The sequence below is a fragment of the Rasiella rasia genome (assembly GCF_011044175.1).
GTDB lineage: Bacteria > Bacteroidota > Bacteroidia > Flavobacteriales > Flavobacteriaceae > Marinirhabdus > Marinirhabdus rasia.
On the sequence record NZ_CP049057.1, the window covers coordinates 1,710,299 to 1,736,485 of the forward strand.

General features: G+C 37.1%; 24 protein-coding genes and 1 tRNA gene. 7 read left to right on the plus strand and 18 right to left on the minus strand.

The window, feature by feature from the left end; all coding sequences use genetic code 11:
- Positions 1–2: 2 nt before the first annotated feature.
- From G5B37_RS07750 to ruvC, 4 genes are all read right to left on the minus strand, one after another.
- Positions 3–353 (minus strand): DUF4260 domain-containing protein, encoded by a 351-nt coding sequence (locus G5B37_RS07750; protein ID WP_164679474.1) that lies wholly within the window; start codon positions 351–353, stop codon positions 3–5.
- A 232-nt stretch (positions 354–585) separates the two neighbouring features.
- The gene (locus tag G5B37_RS07755) at positions 586–1,332 is read right to left on the minus strand and encodes a cyclase family protein (protein WP_164679475.1); all 747 of its coding nucleotides are present in this window, start codon (positions 1,330–1,332) and stop codon (positions 586–588) included.
- A gap of 98 nt (positions 1,333–1,430) precedes the next feature.
- A complete protein-coding gene (gene hemW / locus G5B37_RS07760) occupies positions 1,431–2,576 on the minus strand; it encodes a radical SAM family heme chaperone HemW (protein WP_164679476.1) in 1,146 nt (381 codons plus the stop codon).
- A 100-nt stretch (positions 2,577–2,676) separates the two neighbouring features.
- A complete protein-coding gene (ruvC, locus tag G5B37_RS07765) occupies positions 2,677–3,183 on the minus strand; it encodes a crossover junction endodeoxyribonuclease RuvC (protein WP_164680905.1) in 507 nt (168 codons plus the stop codon).
- Positions 3,184–3,343: 160 nt separating this feature from the next.
- On the opposite strand from ruvC, the gene G5B37_RS07770 reads away from it, so the two are divergent.
- The 3 genes from G5B37_RS07770 to G5B37_RS07780 all read left to right on the plus strand — a co-directional run bounded on the left by G5B37_RS07770 (position 3,344) and on the right by G5B37_RS07780 (position 6,355).
- Entirely contained in the window at positions 3,344–4,288 is a 945-nt protein-coding gene (locus tag G5B37_RS07770; RefSeq protein ID WP_164679477.1) for a hypothetical protein, read from the plus strand.
- Complete coding sequence (locus tag G5B37_RS07775; protein ID WP_164679478.1) at positions 4,285–5,409, plus strand: glycosyltransferase; 1,125 nt, start codon at positions 4,285–4,287, stop codon at positions 5,407–5,409. Before G5B37_RS07770 ends, G5B37_RS07775 begins: the two co-directional genes overlap by 4 nt.
- Positions 5,410–5,476: 67 nt before the next feature.
- A complete protein-coding gene (locus tag G5B37_RS07780; RefSeq protein WP_164679479.1) occupies positions 5,477–6,355 on the plus strand; it encodes a hypothetical protein in 879 nt (292 codons plus the stop codon).
- On the opposite strand, the gene G5B37_RS07785 is transcribed toward G5B37_RS07780, so the two are convergent.
- The 4 genes from G5B37_RS07785 to G5B37_RS07800 form a co-directional block, all read right to left on the minus strand.
- Complete coding sequence (locus G5B37_RS07785) at positions 6,350–6,832, minus strand: protein kinase family protein (RefSeq protein WP_164679480.1); 483 nt, start codon at positions 6,830–6,832, stop codon at positions 6,350–6,352. The two genes, G5B37_RS07780 and G5B37_RS07785, sit on opposite strands and share 6 nt — an antisense overlap.
- 102 nt (positions 6,833–6,934) lie before the next feature.
- Entirely contained in the window at positions 6,935–8,065 is a 1,131-nt protein-coding gene (locus G5B37_RS07790; protein ID WP_164679481.1) for a tetratricopeptide repeat protein, read from the minus strand.
- Positions 8,058–9,509: a M56 family metallopeptidase gene (locus tag G5B37_RS07795; protein WP_164679482.1), complete on the minus strand. Its 1,452-nt coding sequence runs from the start codon at positions 9,507–9,509 to the stop codon at positions 8,058–8,060. Before G5B37_RS07795 ends, G5B37_RS07790 begins: the two co-directional genes overlap by 8 nt.
- Positions 9,506–9,871 carry a BlaI/MecI/CopY family transcriptional regulator gene (locus tag G5B37_RS07800; protein WP_164679483.1) on the minus strand — a complete coding sequence of 122 codons (366 nt, stop codon included), beginning with the start codon at positions 9,869–9,871 and terminating at the stop codon, positions 9,506–9,508. Before G5B37_RS07800 ends, G5B37_RS07795 begins: the two co-directional genes overlap by 4 nt.
- 126 nt (positions 9,872–9,997) lie before the next feature.
- Between G5B37_RS07800 and G5B37_RS07805 the strand changes: the two genes are divergently transcribed.
- Positions 9,998–10,498, plus strand: a complete 501-nt coding sequence (locus tag G5B37_RS07805; RefSeq protein WP_164679484.1) for a DUF456 domain-containing protein — start codon at positions 9,998–10,000, stop codon at positions 10,496–10,498.
- A 5-nt stretch (positions 10,499–10,503) separates the two neighbouring features.
- Here G5B37_RS07805 and G5B37_RS07810 read toward each other — a convergent pair whose 3' ends face one another.
- Complete coding sequence (locus G5B37_RS07810; RefSeq protein WP_164679485.1) at positions 10,504–11,061, minus strand: nitroreductase family protein; 558 nt, start codon at positions 11,059–11,061, stop codon at positions 10,504–10,506.
- 414 nt (positions 11,062–11,475) lie between these two features.
- Here G5B37_RS07810 and G5B37_RS07815 point away from each other — a divergent pair, with 414 nt between their 5' ends.
- Positions 11,476–11,853: a DUF1573 domain-containing protein gene (locus tag G5B37_RS07815; RefSeq protein ID WP_164679486.1), complete on the plus strand. Its 378-nt coding sequence runs from the start codon at positions 11,476–11,478 to the stop codon at positions 11,851–11,853.
- Between the two features lie 95 nt (positions 11,854–11,948).
- Here G5B37_RS07815 and G5B37_RS07820 read toward each other — a convergent pair whose 3' ends face one another.
- The 6 genes from G5B37_RS07820 to trxA all read right to left on the minus strand — a co-directional run bounded on the left by G5B37_RS07820 (position 11,949) and on the right by trxA (position 16,834).
- Positions 11,949–12,350: a response regulator gene (locus G5B37_RS07820; protein ID WP_164679487.1), complete on the minus strand. Its 402-nt coding sequence runs from the start codon at positions 12,348–12,350 to the stop codon at positions 11,949–11,951.
- Complete coding sequence (locus G5B37_RS07825) at positions 12,337–14,238, minus strand: sensor histidine kinase (RefSeq protein WP_164679488.1); 1,902 nt, start codon at positions 14,236–14,238, stop codon at positions 12,337–12,339. The genes G5B37_RS07820 and G5B37_RS07825 overlap by 14 nt, the downstream gene beginning before the upstream one ends.
- 272 nt (positions 14,239–14,510) lie before the next feature.
- Positions 14,511–14,584 (minus strand) — tRNA-Asp (locus tag G5B37_RS07830).
- 138 nt (positions 14,585–14,722) lie between these two features.
- Positions 14,723–15,652, minus strand: a complete 930-nt coding sequence (locus G5B37_RS07835; protein WP_164679489.1) for a DUF58 domain-containing protein — start codon at positions 15,650–15,652, stop codon at positions 14,723–14,725.
- A 125-nt stretch (positions 15,653–15,777) separates the two neighbouring features.
- A complete protein-coding gene (locus G5B37_RS07840; RefSeq protein ID WP_175017405.1) occupies positions 15,778–16,323 on the minus strand; it encodes a ClpP family protease in 546 nt (181 codons plus the stop codon).
- 190 nt (positions 16,324–16,513) lie between these two features.
- On the minus strand, positions 16,514–16,834 hold the full coding sequence (trxA, locus tag G5B37_RS07845; protein ID WP_164679490.1) for a thioredoxin: 321 nt from the start codon (positions 16,832–16,834) through the stop codon (positions 16,514–16,516).
- A 109-nt stretch (positions 16,835–16,943) separates the two neighbouring features.
- Between trxA and G5B37_RS07850 the strand changes: the two genes are divergently transcribed.
- Both G5B37_RS07850 and G5B37_RS07855 read left to right on the plus strand, forming a co-directional pair.
- Positions 16,944–17,090, plus strand: coding sequence for a hypothetical protein (locus tag G5B37_RS07850; RefSeq protein ID WP_164679491.1), 147 nt, complete (start codon positions 16,944–16,946; stop codon positions 17,088–17,090).
- 71 nt (positions 17,091–17,161) lie between these two features.
- A complete protein-coding gene (locus G5B37_RS07855) occupies positions 17,162–18,148 on the plus strand; it encodes a bestrophin family protein (RefSeq protein WP_164679492.1) in 987 nt (328 codons plus the stop codon).
- A 22-nt stretch (positions 18,149–18,170) separates the two neighbouring features.
- Here G5B37_RS07855 and G5B37_RS07860 read toward each other — a convergent pair whose 3' ends face one another.
- The 3 genes from G5B37_RS07860 to dnaE all read right to left on the minus strand — a co-directional run bounded on the left by G5B37_RS07860 (position 18,171) and on the right by dnaE (position 26,077).
- The gene (locus G5B37_RS07860) at positions 18,171–19,355 is read right to left on the minus strand and encodes an MvaI/BcnI restriction endonuclease family protein (RefSeq protein ID WP_164679493.1); all 1,185 of its coding nucleotides are present in this window, start codon (positions 19,353–19,355) and stop codon (positions 18,171–18,173) included.
- The gene (gene dcm, locus G5B37_RS07865) at positions 19,352–21,559 is read right to left on the minus strand and encodes a DNA (cytosine-5-)-methyltransferase (protein WP_164679494.1); all 2,208 of its coding nucleotides are present in this window, start codon (positions 21,557–21,559) and stop codon (positions 19,352–19,354) included. Before dcm ends, G5B37_RS07860 begins: the two co-directional genes overlap by 4 nt.
- A 75-nt stretch (positions 21,560–21,634) precedes the next feature.
- Positions 21,635–26,077: a DNA polymerase III subunit alpha gene (gene dnaE / locus G5B37_RS07870; protein ID WP_164679495.1), complete on the minus strand. Its 4,443-nt coding sequence runs from the start codon at positions 26,075–26,077 to the stop codon at positions 21,635–21,637.
- Between the last annotated feature and the right edge of the window lie 110 nt (positions 26,078–26,187).

A 26,187-nucleotide genomic window follows, 5' to 3' on the forward strand; every position in this document is an offset into this window, starting at 1 on the left:
GATTATTTGCCTATGCTTCCTAAATGTGTGTTTTTAAAACTATCTGGGTATTTTAGTCCGTACCCTAGCATTCTATCTAAGGCAATATGAGAAAATAGCATGATTCCGCTTAGTGAGATAATTTCATTTCCATAAAAGTAACCAAAAATCATGAGTCCGATGGCGAGCGCTCTAAAATGAAAGAGGTTGTACGTAAAAGCGCCCACTCGAGGATTTACCAAATAACCTAACATGCCTACATCTGGAACGAGCAGTAATAATAAAAACCACCACCACGCGTAGTCTAACTGCGCAAAACAGCATATTCCGACGACTAACAAGGCTGCTTCTTCTAGTTTTAATAGTGTTTTCATAGTAATTTGTTTTTCAATTTTAAAAATTTCTCCTGACACATACCTAGAATCAATTTCCTTTCTTGACAAATCGTGATGGTTTAAAGAGTAATTTCAAAACATATCTATAGCTGTAATACCCAAATTTTATTCGTTACGTAATCACTTAAATATAAATACAAACTGTCTGAAGTTACTTCTGCTAGCTTAAAGGTAGAAGATTGGGTTCCAAAAAAAATCATACATCTTGTATTTACAAAAATTTATAGAGAACAGGCTTGCTGGGTGCTGCATCGTTACAAAAAGATGCCATTTGCAAGTTGAGCAGATAGCTACCATCTTTTACTCGATTTGGTACGTAAACAAATTCGGTAATCGTAGCGCTTAGCCTTGGCGCTTTAGGGTAGTTCCAAAATGCTTTATGTGCCAATAATTTACCGTCGTCTTTTTCTTTATCTACACTTGGCAAATCTATTAGTAAGTGGGAAACACCAATTTCTCGCAAGAATCTGGCAGCATCTTCATGCAAATAAGGCCAATTGGAGTGCGAATACTTTCTCGACTTTTTCTGAGGTAAATTTGGAAGCGTTCGTATTACCACAGCCTCTGGTTTTTTGTCTTGTAACAGCCTCTTAACTTGCGGCAGAGAAATCACCAAATCTGCGCCATCCTTCTCTGGTGTTACCGAAAGCACTTCTGCGGTAAAGAAAAATGTTGTTAACGCCCTGTTTACTGAATGAAATGCTTCTGAAATATGACCAACACACTCTGTGTGCGTACCATGTGCGTGCGGGTTAAAACGAATATTATTAAAATTTACGGAAGCTCCCTCACTTACTTTACCTACCCAATCATCTACTTGTACAGGTGTAATTGAAGGCTTTTCAAGATACCACGCCAACGGATTCTTAGATGAGTCCTGTAGTGGAATTGAGATGTCAATTGGTTTACTTAAATCTACTGTTTTAAGCGAATTTCCAATGGTAAACGTTCCTTTCATTCGTGATGTTTATAATTTCAATATACAACTAAATACATAATTTGAAAATCAGTAGCAGGGTGTCTTGCTAAGAGATTATCCCTGTAAAATACATGACCTTATGCGTTCAACATAAACAGATGCGACGCTATTCCGTCGCTCAAAAACTTTCCTTTTTTCGTTACACGCAGATGGTTCTCGTCCTCTTGAAGTAATCCTTCATTAATATGCTCTTTTGCTGTGCTTAAAAGGTATTGCGTATACTTTTCGCCATATACTTCGGAAATTTCCTGAATTGAAATACCCTTAGAAGTTCGCAAACGGGTCATTACATACTCGTTGTATTTATCGTTATTTGAAAGTGTCTCACGCTCTACTGGCAGTACTCCCTTTTCAATTGAATTAATGTATACACTATTATTTGCAATATTCCAGCTACGGCTATCTCCGTTGTAACTATGCGCCGAAGGTCCGATACCTAGGTAGGGTTTCCCCTGCCAATAGGCCATATTGTTACGAGAATGCCATCCTGGAAGTCCGAAATTAGAAAACTCGTAGTTCTCATAGCCAGCGGCCTCAGTTGTTTCAATTAGCAACTTATGGTGCAGTTGGGCTACCTCATCTTCTACAGGAGGGACAATGCCCTTTTTAATAAAATTCTCTAGTGCTGTCTTGGGCTCTACAGTTAGCGCATAGCAAGACAAATGCGGAATTTCAAATGCGAGCGCCTTCTTAACATTGTCTAACCAACGTACTGGAGACATTTGCGGAATACCGTAAATTAAATCGATACTTATATTATCGAAGTATTTTTTGGCTACTGAGATGCATTGTTCAGCCTCCTTAGCATTATGTGCTCGATTCATCAATTTTAAGTCTTCTTCAAAAAATGATTGCACTCCAATAGACAGGCGATTAATACCAACGGAGCGATACGCTTCAAAAATAGATTTAGACTGTGCTCGAGTAGACACGATATCATCTGGATTTGCTTCTAAGGTAATTTCGGGGGTTTTTGAAACTTCAAAATTTTTGTACACCTCATCAATTAAACGTTTTAACTCTGAGGCGCTGAGCAACGATGGTGTTCCTCCACCAAAATAAATAGTCTCTACAGTGCCTTTTAGCTCATTTTTCCGAAGATAGAGTTCTTGTACCAATGCAGAAATAAGGGCATCTTTTTTCTTAAGCGAGGTAGAAAAATGGAAGTCACAATAATGACATGCCTGCTTGCAAAATGGTATATGAATGTATACTGAGCTCATGTTAAGTTAGTAGTGGGTGAAAAAGAATCGCTTTGTCTTTACTATACATTTAGATGATTTTCTATACAACATCTGCTCTTTTGCCATTGATACCTATAGATTACTTATTGATGCGTTTTTCATTTTGTTTTACAAACGCTGCCCATCCAGAGTAATTTTTACCTACACTCACCCTACCTTGATTGTAAAAATGGCAAACGGCAGCCGCAAGCCCGTCTGTGCTGTCTAAATTTTTAGGAAGTTCTTTTAGTCCGAGTGTACTTTGCAGCATTTTAGCAACCTGTTCTTTACTGGCGTTTCCATTACCAGTAATTGCCATCTTAATTTTTTTAGGAGAATATTCTGTAATTGGTATTTGTCTTGATAATCCGGCTGCCATAGCTACACCTTGGGCACGTCCTAACTTGAGCATGGATTGTACATTTTTACCAAAAAAGGGTGCCTCTATGGCTATTTCATCGGGGTGAAATGTCTCTATAAGTTCGATGGTTCGTTCAAAAATATGGCGTAAACGCACATAATGATCATCGTATTTAGACAGTTGCAGCTCATTTAACTGTATAAATTGCATTTGTTTACCAATTACTTTTATAAGACCAAAACCCATGATGGTTGTACCTGGGTCTATGCCTAAGATTATTTTTTCTGTGGTGCTGGTCTTTTTCAAATTTCGTATTGGCTACACATTATAGCCTCTTCAGTATTTAACAAGTTTACTTATTGTTTCAACTTCGGTTTCTGTTTCGGTTTCACTACTTTCGTAAGCGATGATGGCTTCTCACAAAACTACGCAATATTGGCTCGTTGCCCTAAAGGTTTTGGTGCTTGTATTGGCATTTGGGTATTTATTCTATAAAATTAGGTCTGATGGAAGTTCGCTAGCACCTATCATCTCGCAAAGTTTTAAAGATGTTTCTATACTTCTACCTGTTTCTTTTCTTGGCCTTGCCATATGTAATTGGCTTCTAGAAATCTTACGATGGAAAGTTTCAGTAAACACAACCTATACGCTTTCCTTTTTAGGCGCAACAAAACAGAGCCTAGGCTCCCTTACAGCCTCGCTCATAACACCTAATCGCATTGGAGAATACGGTGCAAAAGCGCTTTATTATCTACCAGAAAAGCGTAAGAAGATTGTCTTCTTAAATTTTGTACACGGTAGTTCGCAGCTAGTGACAACACTACTCTTTGGAATTCCTGCTGTTGTATATTTTATCTTTACGTATGGGATTTCTATTGCAGTAAACCGAGGGCTAATTTTTGTATTCATTCTCTTAGTGCTTGTTATTCTGGGTTATGTTTTTAGAAAAAAACAACTTGGTATAAAAGGGTTGTCTCTGCAAAACATGTGGACACACTTTAAGCGACTACCAAAGACGAGTCTGTTTCAGATTTTAGTACTTTCTGTAATGCGTTACTTAATATTTAGCACTTTATTTTATCTCTTACTCATTTTTTTTGGAGCTACCAGCAGCTATGTTGCGGCCGCACCTGTTATTTTTAGTATGTACTTGTTAGTATCGATAATTCCTTCATTTTTTGTGTTGGATGTGGTGATTCGTGGCGGTGTGTCACTTTGGTTATTTTCATTCTTAGACATACCAGACATGACTGTACTTGCTACTGTTTTTATTATGTGGATACTTAATGTTGTGCTACCTGCAATTCTAGGAGGTTATTATGTATTCACCTTTAAGCCCCAGCAGCAATGATTTGGCTTATTATTGTCATACCCGTTTGTTATGCAGTGGCTCTAGGTTTGCTATACTATGGACACCAAAGGGTATCTCTGTTTTCTTCGGAAAGTCTCTTAGAGAAGCATTATTTTTCTGTTGTTGTACCATTTCGGAACGAAGCCAAAAATTTACCTGAATTATTAAAATCATTGCAGCAACTAAATTATCCCACAACGCATTTTGAATTACTTTTAATTAATGACGCCTCTTCAGATAATTCTGAAGCAATAGTTCACAACATTTTGAAAGGAAGTGCTATTAACTACAAAATACTTCAAAATACGCCTAACCAATCATCGCCAAAAAAAACTGCCATTACCTTAGCGATTCATGCCGCACAATTTTCGTGGATTGTAACTACCGATGCAGATTGTACTGTACCTAAGAATTGGTTACACACACTCAATATATTTATTCAGAAAACCGAAGCCATCTGTGTTGCGATGCCTGTAGATTACCATACACAACCTTCATTTCTACATACCTACCAACAACTAGACAATTGGAGCTTGCAGGCCGTCACTATAGGAAGTTTCGGTTTAGAAAATCCGCTCTTGAGCAATGGTGCAAATTTTGCCTATACAAAAGATGCTTTTCACGAGGTAAACGGGTTTAAAGACAACCTACATATTGCAAGTGGTGACGACATGTTTTTACTAGAAAAGTTTAAACTAAAGTTTCCGAAGAAAATAGCGTACTTAAAATCGGAAGGCGCCATTGTATCCACCTTGCCCGTAAACTCTTGGAGACAACTTAGTTCACAACGTGTGCGCTGGGCATCAAAAACATCGCAACAAAAAAGCATTGCCACCAAGGCACTAGGTTTATTAGTATTCTTAAACTGTATTTTTATTCTCATTAGTCCAATAGTAATGATATATTCTACAGCGGCATTTGTTGCTTGCCTCACAGGACTGCTAATTAAACTGTTAGCCGACTTCCTGTTTATGCGTTGTAGCAGTACCTTTTTTGGGAAAAAAATAAATTATTACATATTCTTTATAAGTACGTTTATCTATGCTGTACTTACAATCTATGTCGTATTTTCTAGTTTGTTTTCTAGTTACACTTGGAAGCAACGTAGCTACAGAATGTAGTGCAGAAACAGGGAATGATACCTATCATATTTTTTTTTACCTTTAACCGTACCAAAATCTACCTACTATGAAACGCATCTTAGTTATTATGAGCTTGTTATTGGCGCTACACGCTCAAAGTTTTGCTCAAGAAACCTACCAAGTTGAGGGACAAACCTACACCCTAAAAACTGAAGTAGACGGAACATTAACCCTACTATGGAATACCATTGACGGTGAGTACCGATATTTTGCCAAAAAGGGCACTGCAATTACCGAACTTAAAAACACTAAAGTTAATGGTAGTTATCAAGAAGAATTTAGAGAAGCGTTACAACTCTTAACCTCAGACAATGCCGTTTCTACCAATAATGTAGATCTTACGCTTGCCAGTTTACGAAATTTTACAGAAACATATAATAAACAAGTTGACCCTAATTTTACAGCAAACCGTTCTACCATAAAAATTGGGCTTCGCCTTGGAGCTTTTGCCGGAATTAGCAATAGTATTTTTACGCAAAACCCAGGAAACAACCTCCTTCCATTGGCTGGTATTGATTTAGAACTAATAGATGAAGTTAAATTAAAACGTCATGCTGTTGTGCTTCGGTTTGAACAAACTTTTGGGAATAGTGATTACGATTATAATGCCTCTCAGTTTTCGTTGAACTACCGATTAAAATTTGTAAAATCTGACAAATTAGACATCTTTCTAAATACCAAATTTGTGAGTTACACCTATTCTACCCGAAACGATTTTCCGGTAGCACTTGCAGATGGCACTGTAGTTCTAGAATCTAGTTCTGGTGGAGACTTTACCGCTCATGGTATTTTTGGCCTTGGAGCCGATTACGCCCTTGGAAATGGATATCTCTTTTTTAATTACAATGATATTGTAGGGTTAGGAATTGATAGCAATGGCGAATTTCCGGTAGACTTTACCTTGGGCTACAAATTTAATTTATAGCTCATCTGTTAGCACCACAATAGGCAATGTAAAGGTAGTGATAACAGGCACTCCTCTTTTATAGGCAGGTGCTATGAGTTTTGTGGCATCTAGATCTCGCTGAAGTGTATCTTTTAAATGCGGAAATTCTCGCACTAACACACTATCCATTTTAATGGATTGTACAGAAATTATTGCTTTTTCTGAAATAGAAAAATGTACCACAATGGTATCGTGAATGTCTTTTACAGCCTCTATTTTCTGATTTACAATAGTTTGTCTCAAGTAAGCGCCTAGTTCTGCTTCAAAACAATCTTTCTGTGAGGGTTTTTCTGAAAGTGTGTCGCATGCAGCAAATGCAGGGTATCTATCTACCTCTGCCCAATCTATGGTCTTTAGCTCTTCTTGGTAGAAAGTTTCCGCAGAGATTTTTTCCGTATCAAAATATTGGCAGGAGAGGCATAAAAAACTACATAAAAGTAAACTGAAACGTTTCATACGGGGTAACTACCCACCGAAAGTACAAATTTTTAGGGTATTGCCTCTAGTTACTATTTCAAAACTGTAAACGACCGTACAAATTACATGTATCGCAATTCATTAATTCTTGTTAAAATGAATATCTGTTTTAAGGTCTTTAATGCGTTGTTTGGCGTGTTCTGTATAGTTTCCTTGCTCTCCAAAGATTGCTAGGTATTTTTCATAATAAGGAAGTACCACAGCGTCGTCTACAAAATAGTTATCGGCTGCGGTCGCCAACAAATACAGTGCACGTTGGTTGTTAGAATTCTCCCGCACCGCTTTTTGTAACACCGAAAACTGATTTTTATAATCTTTTTGCTTTTTATAAACAGAAGCCAATGCCACATACGATTTATCTAACGGAAGATCCTGCAAGGCTATGGCAATTTCAAAATGGTGTTGCGCTTTGTCTAAATAACGTAACGCTTCGTAATTTTTGGCAATACTGAAATGCCAAGAAGGATTTTTATCGTCGTATTCATTAATAAGAATTGCGTATTGGCTTATGGCTTGTTCAAAGCGGTTGGTTTGATTGTAGGATACTGCCAAATTTTCGTGCAGGCGTTCATTGCTCTGATTTAGGTCTATCAGTTTTTCATACGTATCTGCTGCCAAGTGATAGCTTTTATTCACATATGCAATGAGCGCTTTTAAGTTTAAAAACCGAACACTTTCAGAATCTACTTTTAGACCGCGCTCAATATTCATCATGGCTTCATTAAAGTTTCGTCTTTCGGCCTGAATTTTTGCTACTTTAAACAACGCATTCTGGTGATTTTTATCGTTGGTGAGTGCCTGAAGGTATTTTATAAAAGCAATAGAATCTTTTTGTTTTTCTTTTGCGAGGCCTAACTGATAATAAAATTCTGGGTTTTTAGGATTTGCTTTACTCAACACTTCAAATAAACTATCTGCTTGCTTAAATCGATTGGCCGAAAGCAGTAATTTTCCGTAGTTATAGCTGCTCAACACGTCAGTTTTTTCATTTTCGAGGTGTTTTTTATAATACTGTATTGCCATCGCATTATTACCAACTGCTTTATATGCGCGTGCTATTTTATCTTCTGCACCCGTTGTTTGCTTGTATTGAGTAATTGCAGCATTATAATTTCCGAGCGAATACAAACTATCGCCAATAGCCAATGCATTTTGAGCATTGGCTTTGGCAATAGTGATACTTACTATACATACGATTAAAAATTTATTCATTTATTTTAAAAATAATAGGGAGCGTGTACTGTACTCCTACGCTTTTTCCATCATGCTCTCCCGGAATCATCTTCGGCAATTTAGAAACTACACGAATAGCTTCTTGTTCAAGAGAAGCGTGTGCTGCCTTTGCCTTTGGATGTACAACCGCTCCATTTTTATCAATTTCAAACATAACAACTATTCGTTGTTTTCCCGAGATTTTTGAATCCTTACTAATGTCTTGATTAAAGTTCTCCATGACAAAAGTAGCTATTCCTTGTGCCATACACTTTTTTAATTCCTCATTAGAACCTGAACAGCCCGGATATGTAGGTACTTTGGTAAGGTCTTTCATAGACAGTAAAGACTTTTGGGTATCATCTAAATATTCCTGAACGGAGGTATAAATTTTATCCCCTTCGTTGGCTTCAGTTGCTAAAAACTTAAGCGCTTTTGCTTCCTCGTCAGATATTGATCCTTTTTTCATGATCGCCTCAGAGAGCTCATTAATTTTTTGCATTACTTCAGAATCTGTTTGCATGGTTAGATTTGCCTCTTCAGACAATTCTTCAGACTTTTCATTAGAACATGACGTATAAAACAACATGGCGCAAACGGCTGGAATGATAAGTAAATACTTTAGTTGAACGATTTTTTTAGAATTTGTTTTTTGTAACATAACGATTCGATTTTTGATTATTGATGATTTATAAAATGTATTAATAAATGACACGGTTGTAGTTCTAAATACTTCTTGCAGTAGGCTTTGGTAGTATTCGGCTTTGTCTTTTGAGGCTACAATTCTATCTGCTGTATACTCGTGCAAAACCTGCAATTTAATTTGAGTGATGTACACTAACGGATTAAACCAAAATACAATTCTTAACAGTTCAAAAAAGAGTAAATCTAAGGTGTGTCTTTGTTGTACGTGTACTAGCTCATGTTGAAGTATATAATTTTTTTGTTCTTCGGAAATTTTAGCCCCTAAAAAAACGGTTTTTAGATATGTAAAAGCGGCTTCAGAATTAGGGATTGTAGCAACTGTGTAGTTGCCGAAACTTTCTTGAGTGGCTAATTTTTTCAGTTTGTAAAGTTTCCGAAGTTTTAGTGCAAAAACAACGATTGAGAAGAGAACACCCAAACCGTAAAGTAGCAAAACGATGGTGGTCCAAGAAAAAGTTGGCTGTTGCACGACTACCTCATCTAACATAACCGAGGTTGCTAAAGAAGCCTCTGAGGTACTATTTCCTATTAAAATTGCTGGTAATTGCACGCGATATTCTTGCGGTATGGTTTGTTGAATGGCTTCAAATTTCAGAAAAGGAATTACAAAACTCAATATTGAAGTGCCAAGTAAATACAACCTATTGTAGTTGAAAAACGTTTCTTTTTTTAGAAATAAATCGTACACCACCAAAAACAGTAGCTGAAACAAGATAACTTGGAGAATATAATGTATCATGAGTTCTCTTTTTTATTGATTTCACCCATGATACTCTCTAGTTCTTGAATACTTATGTCGTTCTTTTTCATAAAAAAAGAGACCATGCTTTTAAAAGAGCCTTGAAAATACCCATCTACTAATTTGTTCATAGACTGATGGCTATAAGCCGTCTTTGCAACCTTTGGAAAATAAATATGTCCGCGACCCTCCTTTCGATAATCTACAAAGTCTTTACTCTCTAAAATGCGCACAATTGTGCTTACCGTATTATAAGCAGGTTTAGGTTCTGGGAGCTCATCGATTACTGCCGCCACATTAGCTTCACCTAGATCCCATAGCACCTGCATGATATCTTCTTCTGCTTTTGTTAATTGTTTCATGATACCTTAAATATTTTGTGTTTTACAAGACTACAGCAACAAACTTACAACTAAATATTTAGTTTAACTAATTTTTTAGTTACAAAAATGTAACATAGCTTTATTTTTGATGTCTAACATCTTGCTATGGATATATTATTAATTGTACTCGGGTTGGTCTTTATGCTGGCTGGTATTGCTGGGAGTTTTCTTCCTGTATTGCCTGGTGTGCCTGTGAGTTGGCTCGGACTAATTTGTCTTTACCTATCACCTTCATTACCCTTTGATTGGGTTTTTATTGTCATTACAGGAGTCGTGGCTATTGCCTTGTATATTTTAGACTATATCATCCCTGCTATTGGGACCAAAAAATTTGGTGGAAGTAAAGCGGGTGCTTGGGGGACCACCATCGGGTTACTTGTAGGCTTATTTGCTCCCTTCCCATTTGCCATACTTATTTGTCCGTTTTTAGGGGCACTGCTTGGAGAGTTAATCTTTAATCAGACAGAAGGAAAGACCGCCATTAAAGCGGCCTTTGGATCTTTTCTTGGGTTTTTAGCTTCCACGTTTATGAAATTCTTTGCAACCTTAGTTTATCTAGGATTGTTCTTTTATAAGCTCGCGGTAAATTGGGATTTATTCTTTTAGAAATACTATATCCATTGTATTTTGTCTTCTATAGGTGTATTTCGTATACCAATTAGACTATTGTCATTAAAATAACCCATGTAGAAAAATCCGATACAACGCTCTCCCTCTGCTAAAGCAACGTGTTCTCCAAATAGCTTAATCAGCCCAGGAGAACTCCAGTAAGCGCCAATATTTAAATGATGTGCTGTAAGCCACATATTTTGAACCGCCATAGCAACCGAAGCTATTTCTTCCCATTCTGGAATTCGCGCATCTGGATCTCGTTGCATGCATATAGCAATCACGCAACCAGATTGTACTGCTTTTTGTTCTATTTTTTTTCGTTTAAAGTCTGAAGGATTCTCCACCATCTTTACATATGCTTCCCCTAAGAATGCAGAAAGTTGTTCTCGGGAACTTTCAGAATGAAATACCTTAAAACGCCAAGGTTCAGTTTTTTTATGGGTGGGGGCCCAATTTGCTGCATCCAAGATGGTTTGAACAGTAGATTTGGTTATGGGTTGGTTTGTATAGGCATCTGGGTAGATGGATCTTCGATTTTTAATGATTTCAGCAAGCATAATGTTAGTATAATTTAGAAGTATAAAGATACAGAATGCCAAGGAGAATAAAATTTAAAATCCCTTTAAAGCAAAGCTCTAAAGGGATTCAAACTAACCAATATAATTTCAAAAAAAATTACATCCAAAACTAATATTATCGGCATCTTCTTTCTTTCTACACCACGAAAGTACGCGCAACACTTGAGTTGACCAAATTATACCCACTTCTGAAAATACGTTTTCGTTTATCTGTAACGAATTTTAGGTGAGTGTATAAGAATTTACTTAAAATAAAGATGAAAAGGTAAACAATTGTAAAAACAGGAGGCTCTAGAAACAATTTTATATGAATTCATACAATTTTCATTGCTAATAGAATTCTGTACCACCAATGGCAGTCAAAAGACTACTTTTGAAGTAAACCATATAATTATGAGAACTTTAATTTTACTCTTAACGACTGTATTATTGACAACCACAGCAAACGCCCAATTCTACGAAGGGTGGCCTTGCAAAGTAAAATTTAACTCAACAGACATGGGAATGGTTAAACAAGGGGTAAAAGAAAAAGTGGCCTTTCCATTTATAAACGATGGAACTGAGCCTTTAGTAATTTCTACCCATAAGGGAGGCAGTGAAAACATTACTGTTTTACTACCTAAACGTGCCATAAAGCCTGGGGGGTCTGGAGAAATAATTGTTGAGTATACTGCAAGAAGCGCGGGTAAATTCAGAGAAAAGATTAAACTAAGAGTTAACCAAGAGAAAAAACCGCTTGTATTAGAAGTGTACGGAACGACAGGTAAATAAGAGCGCCCCAGTATCTTTTCACAATAAAAAAAGCCTCACGCATACCATGCAGTGAGGCTTTATGTTTTACGCAAATTCGAAAATTTTGCGCTATATTAATGTGCTGTTATTTCTTGCATTAGCTCTATTATCTTATCGAACGTAATAGGCTTTACAACAAAATTACTGACCGAAGCGTACGTTTTAGATTTTTCAATATCAATAGGATCTATTGAAGAGCTTACAATGTAGATGATTATCTCTTTTTCTACTTTAATTTTTGTAAAATTATCAAGAAATTGCCACCCATCCATAATAGGCATATTTAAATCCAATAATATAAGATCTGGGAGTTCTTCTTTAGATTCAATTAAGGCTTTTAACTTGAATAAAGCGTCGTGTCCGTTATGGAATATCAAGAATCCATTACAAAAATTTGCAAGTTCAAGCATTCTTTTTGCTCCGTAGACAAAAATTGGGTCGTCATCTACGATACAAGCTAAATCAATTTTCTTCATTAAGTAAATATATAAAAAATGTTGTTCCTCTATTCACTTCGCTAGCAACATCAACTTTTCCACCCATCGCTTCAATTTGATTTCTTGTAATAAACAAGCCCAAGCCTCTTGAGTCTTCGTGTTTATGAAATGTTTTGTACATTCCAAATAGTTTTTTACCATGAGCATCTAAATCGATTCCTAAGCCATTATCTTTAATACTCATCTTAATAAAATTCTTTTCTTTAATAGCTTCAACAACTATTTCTGGAATTCGTTCATTTGACTGGTATTTTATGGCATTGGTAAGAAAGTTTAGGATGATACTGTCTAGGTATGCCGGGATTGCAGATACCATTATTGCACTATCTACTCTATTTTCAAGTTTCACAGAGTTATCTAAGACCAAGGTATTTATATTAGCTATTGCCTTATTTACATAGTCACTTAGGTTAAGGTTTTCAAGGTTAAGCTCAGTTTTTGTATTTAAAACAGCCACTTCATTTAAATTATGCACTGTTTCTCCAAGCTGACTTACCGCGCTTTCTAGTAATGGAAACAATTCTAATTCTGAAATTTCTGGGTTATCCATTTTAATGAGACCTAATAACATTTCTAAATTCCCAGAATGCGATCTTAAATTGTGAGATACAATATGCGCAAAGTTTAATAACCGATCGTTTTGGTCTTTTGTAATCTCTAATAATTCTTTAACCTTATTTTCTGCCCTTTTTATTTTTGAAATATTATTGACTTGGGATAAAAAATGAAGCGGTTCTCCGTTTTCGTCACGCACTAATGAGACTGTCAATATTGTCCAAATTACTTTGCCATTTTTGTGTAGATAGCGCTTTTCAGTTTTATAATCTCCAATGTTCCCTTCTAAGGCTTGTGAGAATAAAACTTTATCGGCCTCTAAATCGTCAGGATGCGTAAAATCAAGATAGGTTAATTGAAGAAATTCTTCCATGGTATATCCCAACATAGCGCAAAGGCTTTGATTAACTCTAATCCAGTTAGTGTCCATCCCCACCATAGCAAGTCCAACTCCTGCAAAATCAAACGTTTGTCTAAATTTTTCTTCAGCTTTAGCAAGTCGTTCTAAGGCTCTTGTTTTATCATCAATGTCTTGAAAAACCCCGTACACTTTTGTACAGACTCCCTTCTCCATCACGGCTATACCAATAGAGCGAACCCATTTTTCCTTACCTGTATTGGTCTCAATTAAGAACTCATCATCAAAGCCCCTTCCTTTAGCGACACACGTCTCAAACAGTTCAGTGATTTTTGTACGATGTAAACCTTCTTTGTAAAAATTAATACCTGTAGCTAATTCAGGTTTGTAATTAGGAGCTACTTCATGAATCTGTTTGGTTACGTCACTCCAGCTAATTTCATTGGCTACTAAATCGACTTCCCAAGTACCGATAGAAGCAGCTTCATTTGTTTTTCTTAGTAAATCTTCATATTTAATTGAGAGTAGTTCATTTTCTTTACGCTCTGTAACATCTTGCACAAATCCGGTTAATTTCTTTGGCAATTTTTCATCATTGTCAGCAATAATTTCACAATGATTCTCTAACCAAATCCACTTTTTTTCTTTGTGAAGAATTCTAAACTCAAATGAAAACTTCACAGGAAAAGTTTTAAAATCGGGCGCGAACAAGAAATCGAATTGTTGTTGTTCTCTTGGATGTACCAATCTAATAACGTCCTGAATTTTCTGTACAGGAACGGTATCAGAGTCAAATCCGATAACATCAAAAAATGAGGTATCTAATGCAACTTCTTGCGTTTGAAAATTAAAATGCCAAATTCCAGATTTTAATGCAGCAAGTAATTTTGTATAAATTTTAGGTTCGAGGTTATTGACCATATGCTCTTCATTAGAGAGACTAGTTTCGTTCATAAATTTGGGGTTTATGGAGATAAACAAAAATATTACATGACGAGAAGATATACGTAAAATCTTACAAGAAAGTTTTGTTAAAATTATTTTCTAGAAAATAGCAACCTCATAAAGAATTGATTGCAACTCAAATTACAGCCTAGAAATGGCTAAAGAATAGCAGAAAACCACTAAAAACAAAAAAAGCCCATCAGCCGCAGGCTGATAAAGCTTCTCATCGGTCTATTTCTAAACCACATCCGCCTTAGGCGGACAACACAACATTTTAATTGCGGTCTGGACGAGACTCGAACTCGCGACCCCCTGCGTGACAGGCAGGTATTCTAACCAACTGAACTACCAGACCGTGCTACTATTTTAAAGACTTTAAAAGCTTGTCTTGACTAATATTGCTATTAGCGAGGGCAAATATACACCTCCTTTTCAATTCCACAAACTATTTTTTTTAAAAAAATCATTTTTTTTATTCAGCGTAACTACTGTCTCATCCAAACTTCTGACGTTCTACTAAATATGTAGTTAGAATTTTATTAAAACCCGCATTAACATCGGCTTGAATGTATTTTATACGATACTGCCCGCACTTCAACTTTAACGTATCGAAATAGGTCTTTACAGCATGCTCGTATGTTTCTTTAACATTGTCTGCATATAAGTTTATATGTTCTCCTGTTTCTACATCTACAAAACGTCGTGGTCTATTGTTAAAATCGAACGACAACTCCTTACTTTTATCAAACGTATGAAACAACACTACCTCATGTTTATTGTATTTTAAATGCTGTAATGCTTCAAACAACTTTTCTTCTTCAGCATCATCCTGAAACATATCTGTAAACAAAAATACCAAACTACGACGCTTTAATTTTTCAGCAATTAAATGTAGATGCGTGTACGTCCTTGTCTTTACCTCCTTACGTAATTGTAATATTGCATTATTTAAATGTTGTAATAACATTTGGTGGTGTCGTTCACTTCCTTTTTCGTTAGAATAGAAGTCGTACCCATCACTATAAATGCTCATTCCCACCGCATCGCGTTGCCGTTTCAGTAAATTCATAATGGCAGCACTGGCTAAAACCGAGAAGCCAATCTTATTCAAAGAATTAATTCCTTGCTCCTTTAACATTGGATAATGCATCGAGCTACTATTGTCTATAATAAGATGACATCTTAGGTTGGTCTCTTCCTCATAGCGTTTTGTATACAACTTATCTGTTTTAGCGTAGAGTTTCCAATCTATGTGTTTGGTACTCTCGCCGTTGTTGTAAATTTTATGCTCAGCAAATTCCGCAGAAAAACCATGAAACGGACTCTTATGCAACCCAGAAATGAAACCCTCTACCACCTGAGTAGCAAGAAGCTCGAGGTTTTTAAAGCCCGTGATTTCGTTTATTTGTTTTTCTATATCCATTTTGTTTGGTGAGCTGTGAAGTGCGAATTATTGTATTACAAATCGTTTCGTATACCGATTAATAGTTTTCCAAACGTCCATCTCTTTATGATTCATAGTGTATCTTCTTCACGCCTCACTCCACACTACGAAAGTACCCCATCAACAATTCCATACTTTACACTCTCCTCAGCATCCATCCAGTGGTCGCGGTTAAAGTCTTTGAGTACCTTATCGAAATCCTGACCACAGTTATCAGCCAAAATACGTGCGCTAATCTCTTTTGTCTTTAAAATTTCTTGTGCAGTAATCTCAATATCGCTTGCTGGACCACGTGCACCACCACTTGGCTGATGAATCATCACGCGCGCATGTGGCTGTATAAAACGTCTTCCCTTTTCACCTACCGAAAGTAAAATACTTCCCATACTTGCAGCCAATCCCGTGCAAATAGTAGACACCGGACTTTTAATTTGTTTAATGGTATCATACATACTAAATCCCGAGGTTACGTACCCACCAGGACTATTAATATATAATTTAATTTCATCGTGACTAACACTGTCTAAATACAACAGTCTATCTACCACATGGCGCGCACTTTTGTCGTCTACCATACCCCATAAAAAAATGGTGCGGTCTTCAAGTTGTTGGTGATCTATTCTATCTTGTGCTTTTTGTTTCTTTTCCATAATCGAGCCCGCCAGACGGCAGTCATTTATTTTTATTCGTTATCTTCAAATATAAGGATTTTGAATAGCAAAAAACAAGATGAGCATCTTCATATCTGCACACCATCAATCTTCAACTATTGAGGCTTACTATTCAACAAAAAAAGGCCTGACAATCTGCCAAGCCTCTCTCAATTTTAGTTACAGAAGATTAGTTTAATAATCCGTCAATTGCTTCTGCGTATACATTTTTAGGAGCAACACCTACTTGGCGTCCAACCAATTCACCGTTATTAAAAACTAACACTGTTGGAATATTACGCACTCCGTATTTCGCAGCAAATTCTTGGTTAGCATCTACATCTACCTTTCCTACCACTGCTTTACCTTCGTAGTCTTTGCTTAGCTCGTCTATTACTGGTCCTACCATACGGCAAGGCCCGCACCAAGCTGCCCAAAAGTCTACCACTACAGGCTTGTCACTTTTTAATACTGTTTCTTCAAATGTTGCGTCTGTTATTTCTAAAGCCATCTTATATAATTATTGTTTCCTTAAATTAAGGAAGGTTGTACTTCAATTATTTGTTACACAAAAGTAGTCAATAATTGTTCCAAACCCTACAGGCTTAACATTAGTTTAGATGATAGCAGTATTTAATGAGTTGATAGCAGGTATTTGTGGTTTTGGCGGGCTGCTGCCAAAAAAAGCAGCACCGGGCTATACGCTACAATTCCTCACCGACGCGGCGGCTGCGGGATTTCCACTGCTATCCCTGCCCGAACAATAAAGGCACAGTTACCAATTCTTTAAATTACATTCAATTTATATGTAACTTTAGCAGAACTAACACATAAAACTATGTACACCAAACGCAACTACGGGTTTTTTATGACACTTAACTGGTCTAAAAAACCACTGCTCGTCGGACTCTTATATGCTGGGATCCTTTTTTTCCTGTTTTACTTTATCGATTTTCGCTTTTACCTGCCCTGGCAACCCCTGGGGCTTATAGGTATTGCCGTGGCCTTTTATCTGGGTTTTAAGAACAACAGCTCCTACGATCGTACCTGGGAAGCCCGAAAAATATGGGGAAGTATGGTAAACAACAGTCGAACGTTTGGCGCTGCCGTGGTCTCCTTTGTGCAAGGCGACAACCATGCCGAAATAAAGAAAGAGCTCATCTACCGGCACATTGCGTGGCTCATCGCCCTACGCCACCAGCTACGTCTGGCCCGCCCCTGGGAACACACCGAAGAGCGAATCAAAAAACTCTATTTCGCCGATGTCTGTGCCGATTACGATCAGGCCGTTCATAACGACCTGTCGCATTTCCTTACAGAAGCTGAACAAAACGAACTGGACACCTACTCCAACCGCGCCACACAGATTCTGCGGCTTCAGTCACAACGCTTACAGGAGTTGCGAGACGCCCAACATTTTGAGGATTTTCGCCATATGGAATTTCACCACCTCATACAAACCTTTTACGAAGACCAAGGCAAGAGCGAGCGTATTAAAAACTTTCCGTTTCCACGGCAGTATGCCTCTACCGCCTATTGGCTTACCATTGTGTTTTGTGCTTTTGTCCCTTTCGGACTCTTGGAAATATTTAACCCCACCCTGGGGTGGATGTATTGGATGGGCCCGATCATTTCTGGCATCATTATCTGGGTGTTCTTTCTAATGGAAAAAATAGGCGACTATAGCGAAAACCCTTTCGAAGGCACCTATAACGACGTACCCATCACCGCCATTGCCCGAGGTATCGAAATAGACCTACGCCAAATGATAGACGACACCAACATCCCCAAACCTACTGAGGCTGTTGACGGGTTTTTGATGTGATTGTTATTCTACGGATTTCTTTTTAATTATCCAATAAATAATAACTTTCACTTGGCGGAAATAAAAGTTCAATGCCTCTAGGCTTAATTTTAAAAAGCGGCCCTTTCTCTACTACTTTACCTTTCGCATTTCTCTTAATCAAATGGTCAAGGGTTATAATTCCTTGCTCAATTAATAAATCAAATTGAGATGTAATTGGCTTTTTAGTATGTTCTACTAACTTATACTGAAAATGCTCTCTTCCATTTATTCTTGTGCTTTCAGCTTCTACCCAAAATGTTTCTTTGTGCTTTAATTTCAATCGCTTATGAAGCTTGTCTAATGTCCAAACCACAAAATCACCAACTTCTGCTTTATCAGAGTTTTCAATTAGTAGTTTAGTCTCACTATCAACTCTTAAATTCAAACCTTGCGAATTTCTAGTAATAGTCGAAACCGTACAATAAAGCTTAAAATCGTTATCACGCTCATATCCAAAATTATCAAGAATTTCTGCTGAACTTTTAAACTTACTTAAATTCCAATCAGGCACTTGCGCAAACAAATTTTTTCGATTTGTTCTACCGCTCCTGAATGACTTGAGTTCAATTCCTTTGTAGTCTGGCTGTTTGGAAGAATTAATATCTATACCGAGAGCTGTTTCAAGGGTTCGACCAACAGAAGTATCCGCATCTACCATTGACGGAATTGGACCTGAACTTGCTATTTTTCTTAACATAGTCAAAAGCTCAAATGCGACTTCATTCTCAGTCGCATTTATGGCGTTTACTAAGTCCTTGAACGGATTCTGGATTGAAGAATTAATCAATTCTCTTACATCTAATTTTGTTAGATTGAAAACTTGAAAATTATCATCGTAAAAAGTGATTGCAATAATGTCATTTGGGTCAGCCACTTTTCTTAAACCATAAAACCAAATTCTTGGGTCTCCATTTTTAGTTGATGGACGATATAAAGAAGCTTTCGATTTAACAGTCTTAAAACCAGTATGAATAATTGATGATATTATTCTCTTACTTTCTGTTCCTTGATTTTGCAATTCATAATCGTGAATGTTTTCACTTTTCAAATAACTACGAACAGAACCAGTAGCATCCATAATGGATTTTTTTAATCCGGTTTCGGTTGGTTCTATTAAAGTAAGAGAAACTTGGTTTTTGGTCAGTAATTTAATTCTATCTTGTTCTTCGTAAGTTAGTTTTCTCACTTGATATTTTTTAAAATTTCGCTTGCCACTGCCCTTGCCAATAACGGTGGGACAGCATTACCTACTAAAGTATATTGTGGCACTTCGGTTTTTCTATTGTTCCCACCTGTTGAGCGTTTGCCTTGAAAGACGAATGAATCATCAAATGATTGCAATCGTGCCATTTCCCTAACCGTTAATGACCTTGGAGAATTATAATGAATGTAATCATCCGCAATGGTCATTATAGTAGAGCTCTGCTCGTCTGGTTTTAAAACATTGTAGTTTCTTTTGTTTGTAGCTAGATTTAATTTTTTAAGTTCCGGTTGCGCTTTTTTATAATCACCATTTTTTAAAATCACTCCAAGTCTTTCTATAACGGTTTCATTCTGATTACTTGTTTTGTGATTATTAAGTATGTCGAAAAATTTTTCTCCATTCTCTAATCCTTCAGTATTTCTTACGTAAAACGGTTTTGTCTGAGGTTTAAAGCGTTCAATTAGCCTTCCTTTTCTTGACCATTCCGCAAATGATTTTCCGCCTCTTAAAATTGGTTTTCCATCAATTTTTCTTTTCTTTAGTAATTTAGACATTTCCTTTGCAACTCCGTTGTATTGAGAAGAAATATCAATTTCTTCATAACGATGAGCTTCTTGATTGTTACCAATAAAGTCTAAATCGTACAAAGCTTCAAAAATAGTTACTTTCTCTTCTTCGGAAACTGTTGAAGGAATTTCAGAAATAAATTTTTGGTCTTTACGACAACCAATAAAAAGTACTCTTTCTCTATTTTGAGGAACTCCATAATTTGAAGCGTTAGCGACAAATGGTTGTTCAATTTTATAGAGTCTTATGCTTTCAAGAATAGTTTCTAATTCCCTTTTCATTTTAGCATTACAATCAGATTTTAATATCTCAATGGATTCATCAAATGATGTTGTGTAGATTTTTAAAGCCGTTATGATATCATCACAATCTTTTTTGTAATTGGATGGAACCTTTAGAGACTTAAATGAATTTTCAATTTTTATAATGACATTTTCGGAGCCTATTTCGGTTAAAAAATCGGTAAATGCATCTACAAAATTATCACTGTCAATATTGCAAAAGTCTTTTTCTTTAATAATATCACGCTTTAATTTATCCCATTCCTTTGCTCTCGCCAAAAGATTAAAACCATGCCGAATTGTATTGATTTTTTCGTCCGTCTTACTGGTTTTATAGTCTGCGATTTTTGGTGTTATTTTTTTGAATCTTTTTTCAACGAAATTGATGAAATCAGCCTTTCCGATTTCTTTATCCTTTTCAAGTAGTTTTTCAAGTTCTACTCTTTTAATAAGCGCATCACAAAGAAAAGAATTTGACTCTTTCCGGATTTTATTAATAAACAAGATCAGTTGAGGAATTTCTTTAATATCGACTATAGAGTTTATTTCTTTAAGAACCAGCTCTTTAATTTTTCCTTTTTCTTTAGTTAAAATTCCTTTGACATTTTCCATAACAAAGTATTTGGGTTGTAAAACCTTTATTACTTCTAAATAGTGAAAAAAAAGGTCATCCTTCTTGTCGAATTTTTTTCTTTTTCCTGCAAGACTAAAACTTTGACATGGAGGACCACCACAAACCACATCGATTTTTCTCCCATTAATTTTTTTCAATAAGTTGTCCAAAAAATCTGGTTCTGTAATGTCTTGCTTTAAAAATTCCGCATCTAACCCCAATTGATGATTGTAGCGGACAACATGCGTTAATTCACAATTCTCATTTATATCATTCGCCAAAACAAAATCAAAATATTTGTTATTATATTCAGCTTGCAAAAACCCTTCACTAAATCCACCAGCACCAGCAAATAAATCAACGAAAGTGAATGGTTTTCCGTAAAGTGAAACTTGTTCTTTAACAATGTTTACATAATTGTTTTCTTTGTAGTTTTCGATATGTTCATTTAAGATGCGTTTAACTTCGTTTTGAATAAAAGTCTTTTTATTAGAATGATGTAAAAGCTCGTCAGCTCTTTCTCTTAAAAAATCCAAATAATGATTGATTTCATGAGATTCTACAGTCAATCCAGTTGCTTTCTGTTTTGATTTATCAAAATTTTTCGGTTCGACTTTCTGTCCAGTTGAAACCTTAACTTGACTTCCATTGCAGTTTATTCTTAAATGAATTGGCGCAAATCCTTTTTTGTCAGGTTTGTCCAAATAAAAGTTAATTGTAGCCATAATTATTTGCGGACGTTTTTGCGTACACGGACAAAATTACGGACAAATTTTGAACTATGAGCTAAATTCGAAAAATTAATTCAACCGATACTTCACTCCATCCATCGCAAGCTCTTCCAGCAGTTCGTTACAGATCTTAATCTTATGGGTACGACTGGGCATGCTTAATTTTACTTTTTCTTCTACTTCGTAAATCGTAAAATGTAACTGTTGGTCGCCTTTGTGATGCCCAAACAATTCTTTTAGTCGGTCTATGGTACCATTTTCTAAATCTTGTACAGGCATTTGTATGGTGAGTTTTTTCGCCTGATTGTCCATCACATCGTGCAACATCTGCATAAAGGTATACTGCAATCGGGGGTCGCCCTTTTTGCCCGTATCGCGATTGGTCCATCCCTCTTTTACAAATACACGGGCATAAATAAAACTATTGGGTATTAAAAAATGGCGCCACTTTAAGTATTCCTCTCCAAAGATTTTAAACTCATAACTATCTTCATAGTCTTCTACGGTAAATATTGCCCACCCTTTTCCTGCCTTGCTTTCGCGGTGCTGCACATCACTTACAATACCTCCAAAACACAATTCACGGTTCACATATTTCTCTAGATTGTAGAAGTTAGACACCTTACAATTGGTGAAATTTTTCATCTCTACCTTAAAATCGTCTAGCGGATGGCCAGAAATGTAAATCCCTACCACTTCCTTTTCTTGTTTTAGTTTCTGCATGGTACCCCACTCTTCGCAAGGAGGCACCTGGGGTTCGGCAATTTGTACTTCACTAGCATCCCCAAACAAACTCACCTGACTGCTATTTTGTGTCTCCTGAAATTTTTGCGCAAACTTTACTACTTTTTCATAAAACTTTACGCCATCACCATCGTCGTGCATGTACTGAGCACGGTGCTGGTCGAAACTATCGAATCCACCAGCTAAAATTAAATTTTCAAAAGCCTTTTTGTTAGCATTACGAAGGTCTACACGCTTGGCAAGATCAAAAATTGATTTGTATTTACCATCTTTTCGGTTTTCAACAATGGTTTGTACTGCCCCACTACCAACACCCTTTACAGCCCCCATTCCAAATCGAACCGCGCCTCGATCATTCACTGTAAACTTGTAAAAAGACTCATTAACATCGGGACCTAAAACTTCTAAGCCCATACGCTTACACTCTTCCATAAAGAATGTTACCTGCTTAATATCGCTCATGTTATTACTTAACACAGCTGCCATATATTCGGCTGGATAATGCGCTTTTAAATAAGCAGTTTGGTAGGCAATCCAGGCATAGCATGTAGAGTGACTTTTGTTAAAGGCATAACTCGCAAAGGCCTCCCAGTCTTTCCATATTTTTTCGAGTTTTTCGGCATCGTGGCCCTTTTTCGCTGCGTTTTCAATAAAGCGCGGCTTCATTTTATCGAGTACAGCCTTTTGCTTTTTACCCATCGCTTTTCGAAGTACATCGGCATCACCCTTACTGAAATCGGCTAACTTCTGCGACAGTAACATCACTTGCTCTTGGTAGACTGTAATTCCGTAGGTTTCCTGAAGGTATTCTTCCATTGCTGGAAGATCGTATTCAATTTCTTCCTCCCCGTTCTTTCTTCGAATAAAGCTAGGAATATATTCTAGAGGCCCCGGGCGATACAACGCATTCATAGCAATTAAATCTGCAAAGACCGTAGGTTTTAACTCTTTCATATACTTCTGCATCCCGGCAGATTCATACTGAAAAATACCTACTGTTTCACCACGCTGGAAAAGCTCGTATGTTGCTTCATCATCTAGCGGAAAATTATCTGGATCTAAGTCTATATTGTGCTTATGTTTTACAAGCTTCACCGTATCCTTAATTAGCGTTAAGGTCTTTAGCCCCAAGAAATCCATTTTCAGCAAGCCAGCACTTTCTACAACAGAGTTGTCAAATTGGGTGACGTATAAATCACTGTCTTTTGCTGTAGCTACAGGCACAAAATCTGTGATGTCGCTTGGTGTAATAATCACCCCACAGGCATGAATTCCTGTATTTCTCACCGAGCCTTCTAAGATTTTTGCCTGATTTACTGTTTCGGCTTCTAAATCACTTCCTTCGGAAAGGTTCAGTAATTCGTTCACTTTAGGCAATTCATCACTTCTAAACTTAGACCGAAGTTCTTGATCGCTCATTCCGAAGATTTTATTCAGCTTCGTCATGTTCGGGATAAGCTTTGCAATTCTATCGGCATCGCCTAAAGGCAAGTCTAAAACACGTGCCGTATCGCGTATAGAACTTTTCGCTGCCATGGTCCCGTAGGTAATAATCTGCGCTACTTGGTTACTCCCGTATTTATTAATTACATAATCCATCACCCTACTTCTACCTTCGTCATCAAAATCGATATCAATATCGGGCATACTCACACGATCCGGATTTAAAAAACGCTCAAAAAGCAGATCGTATTTAATAGGGTCTATGTTGGTAATCCAGAGGCAATAGGCAACCACGCTTCCCGCGGCAGAACCACGACCAGGCCCGACAGAAACATCCATATTTCGGGCTTCTCGTATAAAGTCTTCAGTAATTAAGAAGTATCCTGGATATCCGGTATGCGCAATTACTTCTAATTCAAAATTTATACGCTCTTCAATTTCAGGTGTGAGTTCTCCATAGCGCTTTTTAGCGCCTTCAAACGTAAGGTGCTTTAAATACGCATTTTCACCTCGTTTACCACCATCGGTTTCGTCTTCTGCAACTTTAAATTGATCAGGAATGTCAAACTTAGGAAGTAATACATCTCGCTGCAGACTGTATGATTCTATCTTAGCAATCACTTCAGAAATATTGGCAATGGCCTCAGGCAAATCTTTAAACAATGCCTTCATCTCTTCTTGCGACTTAAAATAATACTCCTGATTTGGCAGTCCGTAACGATATCCACGTCCGCGGCCTATAGGGGTAGCCTGTTTTTCACCATCTTTTACACACAGCAAAATGTCGTGCGCATTTGCGTTTTCTTTATCAATATAATAGGTATTGTTTGCAGCTATAAGGGGCACCTCATGCTTTTTGCTAAATGCAACCACCGTTTCATTCACCCTATTTTCATCTTCTTGATTGTGCCGCATGATTTCAAGATAGAAATCGGGTCCAAACTCTTCTTTCCACCAAAGTAATGCTTCTTCTGCCTGATTTTCGCCAATGTTTAAAATCTTGCTAGAAATCTCGCCATACATACTTCCAGAAAGAACAATGATATCTTCCTTATATTTTTTTATGACCTCGCGGTCTATTCTAGGCACATAGTAAAATCCGTTGGTGTAGGCAATGCTTGCCATTTTCGCTAGGTTGTGATACCCCTTTTTATTTTTTGCTAGCAGCACCATTTGGTAGCCATTATCTTTTTGGGATTTGTTGGTGTGATCTTCGCAAACAAAGAACTCACATCCCACAATGGCTTTTAATTCTTGTGGCGGTTCTGGCTTGTCTGGAACAACACCATCTTCCCGATTGCTATCTGGAGTTGCGGTATCATCAAACTCCTCATACGCCTTTAGCGCTTCTTCATATTTTTTTTGAAGTGCAGCGTTATGACCATTTACAGCTCGTGTAAAGTGAAAAGCACCCATCATATTCCCCGTGTCTGTAATGGCAACAGCAGGTTGATTATCTGCAATGGCAGCGTTTACCAAATCTTGGGTGCTGGCAGTAGATTGTAAAATCGAAAACTGAGAATGGTTATGCAGGTGCGCAAAAGGTGCATCTTGCAAGACTTCAATATTTTCTTGCAATTCTTCTGAAGAAATTTCTCGTGTCTCGGTTGTTGCTTCCAACTCTTTTCGAATGGCTTCAGAAGCTTTCTTCAGGTTTATATGTTCTAATCCGATAAGCTGAATTTCCTTCGGATTCTCTTCGGAAAATTTCTCGAAATAGTCAGGTTGAACGTCTAATTCTTCTGCGGTAAAGATTTGGCGTCGTACCAACTCTAAGAAACAGCGGGTTGTAGCCTCAACATCTGCCGTTGCATTGTGCGCTTCAGCAAAACTTGCGTTGAATAGAAAATTATGCAGCTCTGAAAGTGTAGGCAACTTAAACTTACCTCCGCGTCCTCCCGGAATCTGACACAATTGCGCAGTGGTTTCTGTACAAGTATCCAGCACCGGAAAATTGGGTAGTACATTTTCTTGATTTAATCGCAAAAACTCTGCTCCCATGATATTGAGATCGAAACCTACATTTTGCCCTACAACAAATTTTGTTTTTTGAAGTACTGCTGAAAATTTCTGCATCATTTCTGCCAACGGAATTCCTTCCTGTTGCGCAAGCTCGGTAGAAATACCATGAATTTTCTCTGCGTCAAACGGAATATTGAACCCCTCTGGCTGAATTAAATAATCTTCATGTTCAAGAACATTCCCCATAGCGTCATGCAACTGCCATGCAATCTGTATACAGCGAGGCCAATTATCGCTATCGCTTAGCGGGGCATTCCAATTGCGGGGTAATCCCGTAGTTTCGGTATCGAAAATTAAATACATAAAAGATTGCAGATTAACAATTGTAGTTTTCTGATTGTAAAACAGAAAATCAGGCGGCGAAAATTTCAGTAGTAAAAATAAAAAAACTCACCCGAAGCAACGGACTGAGT